Below are 2,903 nucleotides of genomic sequence, written 5' to 3'. Positions count from 1 at the left end.
AAGTCTGGTAATGATGGCAGAGAGGTCACACCCGTTCCCATACCGAACACGGAAGTTAAGCTCTCTAGCGCCGATGGTAGTTGGGACTTTGTCCCTGTGAGAGTAGGACGTTGCCAGGCAATTTGAGACGAGTCAGTATGACTCGTCTTTTTTGTGCATGCGTAACAAGAAAAAAGTGACGGGGGTTTTCATATAGTACATAAAGAAAAAAAGAAGTATTTGGTGTCTAAAAACATAAGTTTCGTACATTAAGTAAATTTAGATAAAGAAAAAAGGATTTCTCCAGTATTATAAGTAGTTCAGAAAACATGGAGAAACAGTGGAAATAGCATAGGGAAACGAGTGTGAAATCGCAAAGGTTTTATACTCGTTTTTTTTGTTATTATACTAGTATTTAGAACTATTTGTTTAGGGGAATTAACACTCAAATTAGCATAGTAATTAACAGGACGACAATAGTTATTGTCATAAAATAAAAGTTGAGGAGATTTCGTCTATATTTATTGTATAAGTATAAAGGTATCAGAAGGGATAGGGAATTTATGTTAAAATATAGGAGAATTGATGAATGATCTTTATTCAATTAAAGGGCAGGGTTGTGAAATAGGTGAAGAAACAAAGTACATTCTAAACAAGGGGGAAAGTGCATGAATAAGTTTGGGATTTTTTCATTTCTAACCTTCATGGCAAGTGTATTTTTATTCTTAGTTCTAAGAGGACCTAATGCGGATTTATCGCTGATTATTATCATTCTAGGTACACTTTCACTACTTGGAATTGTTTTTGCTATCGTATCAAAGCAGTGGTTATCGGGAATAATTGGTACTGTATTAAATGGCGGAGTATTGGTAATTACATATTTCCTATTGCTAGCAAAAGGAATTGGTGGTTAATATATTTTTAATTGAGATTAAGGGGATTTAACGGAATAAACCTCATGAAAAAGATAAGCTCAGAGCTAAAACTCTGCGCTTTTTTACGTGTTAAATACTGTGTGAATCTACTTGCGGATACCCTTGTTATTTAAGACCTTCTCGATAAAAACAGAACTACTTGTCGATATTAAGAATCTTTTTTTCTATTACAGTTTCAGTTGTCATTTCATCCATAAAAAAAGATCGCCTCTTTGACGATCTTTTTAAACTACATCTCCAGTTACTAACATGGAACGTTTTTGAAGGCTATCGGAACGAAGACTATACGCGACTACCTTTTTCTTATACTGTTTGATTACATCAACGTGGTCGTTGTAACTGTATATAGAAAAACTAACATCTTTTTTGCCCCTCTTAGTATTAATGACCAATGGTGTTCCACTGCTCTGTGGAGGGAAATAGTATTTCTCTAAAAATAGCGCTTGGTTAAATTGATTAATAACTTGAATCTTGTCTTCGCCTTCTAAAGGTTTTCCGTCGATGGTTATGGTAACAGCCGTATCATCGAGCTTTGGGTGTAATTGAAATTTACTGGTAAATGATTCTACAACAGCAGTTGGAAGAGAAGTTAGTATTAATTTAATACTAAACATAATAACCAACGACACTATAAACCAGGTTGTCATATTTTATCATCTCCATTACATTTTAAAATAATATTATTACATTACTTATAGTGGTAATCAGTTGATAGACATGTAAAAACAGACCATAATGGTCCGTTGTTTATTAACTGTTGATAATTTCCATTTTATCATAGGGTACTTAGTTGATTTGTGTACATTATGTGAATTTTCCAGGGATGTAATAGAAACGACTTTCGTGCGTTTTAGTGCAGCTGTCCGTGAACAATAAAGTCATTAAAAAAATAATGTAGTTGTTTAAAAATAGAGATGTTAATATGGATAATTATACCATTCCTTTGTTTCGTGTATAATAAAACAAAAAACATTTCGATATTCAACTAATTAAAATAAGGGGAGTATATCAGTAAAAGGGGGAGAAGGGTAGATAAGTTATTACAAGAAATCATAAACTGGATTAGTATGAATGATGAACAGATTGTTATTGGCATTTCGGGTCATGGTGCTGCTGGAAAAACAACGTTTGCTAATATGCTCGTAAATCAACTCAATCAAAATGAAGTGAATTATATTAATACAGATCCATACATTGTTAGTTCGAACGTACGAAAGCATGCAATTATTCACTATACATATCAAAACGAAAATCATCATGCTAAAATGACGGCTTGTCACCCCTCGGCACATCATTTGTCTGTTTTAGAAAGAGATGTTCAGATGGTAAGAGCTGGTTTAGATTTTTATACGATAGATACGCATTATATGAAAAGTGAATTGATTTCTTCAAAAAACAAAGTGACGATTGTAGAAGGAATGAGTGTCGCATTTATTAATCCCGATGTATTTGATTTGAAAATTTACTTCTATACAGATGGTGAAACGGAATTAACGAGAAGGTCTAGCCGTGACATTGCTGAAAGAGGGACTGATATCAATTATTTAAAACAGTCTCATGAAGAGCGTCGTATTCAGTACGAAGTGTTTATGCATCCATACAGTCAACATTTTGATATTATTATCAAAAATTATGATGAAGCAATATATCTAGAAAAAAATACATTTGAGTTTTATGAAGTTTAAATGCAAATACTCTATTTGGTATGTTTATCATGAGGGTTCATTTTCATTATTTTACAGCATCTAGCATGTCGAACGTCGTTGGAGGGTCTTTATATTGTGAAAAACGCCGATATATGAGTAGGTATGTAAGAAGGAATTGACTTCCTCATGGCTAACTTGATAGGTATATTTTGTTATCCTTAAATAACTGTAAAAAAAGAATTGACTATTATTGAATATGAGTGTAGTATTATACGAGTCGCTGGTGAAACAAAGTAACCACGATAAACAAAATGAAAAACTTAGTTGACATCGAATGACTGAG

The 2,903-nt window shown here is 33.0% G+C and carries 3 protein-coding genes and 1 rRNA gene; 3 read left to right on the top strand and 1 reads right to left on the bottom strand.

All coding sequences use genetic code 11. From position 1 onward, the window contains the following. Positions 1–3 precede the first annotated feature (3 nt). A 5S ribosomal RNA gene (gene rrf / locus PLX19_RS25810) occupies positions 4–119 on the top strand. Positions 120–647: 528 nt separating this feature from the next. Next, a complete protein-coding gene (locus PLX19_RS25805; RefSeq protein WP_272191786.1) occupies positions 648–893 on the top strand; it encodes a hypothetical protein in 246 nt (81 codons plus the stop codon). Positions 894–1,138: 245 nt separating this feature from the next. Here the strand turns inward: PLX19_RS25805 and PLX19_RS25800 are convergent, their stop codons facing one another. Next, complete coding sequence (locus tag PLX19_RS25800; protein ID WP_272191785.1) at positions 1,139–1,561, bottom strand: YfmQ family protein; 423 nt, start codon at positions 1,559–1,561, stop codon at positions 1,139–1,141. A 420-nt stretch (positions 1,562–1,981) separates the two neighbouring features. Here PLX19_RS25800 and PLX19_RS25795 point away from each other — a divergent pair, with 420 nt between their 5' ends. After that, a complete protein-coding gene (locus PLX19_RS25795; RefSeq protein ID WP_272191784.1) occupies positions 1,982–2,599 on the top strand; it encodes a uridine kinase family protein in 618 nt (205 codons plus the stop codon). The last annotated feature ends 304 nt before the right edge of the window (positions 2,600–2,903 follow it).

The organism is Bacillus sp. BP-3 (assembly GCF_028401955.1).
Classification (GTDB): Bacteria; Bacillota; Bacilli; order Bacillales; family Bacillaceae_G; genus Bacillus_A.
The sequence above is the reverse complement of the archived record's forward strand: the minus strand, read 5'-3'. Positions and strand labels throughout refer to the sequence as shown.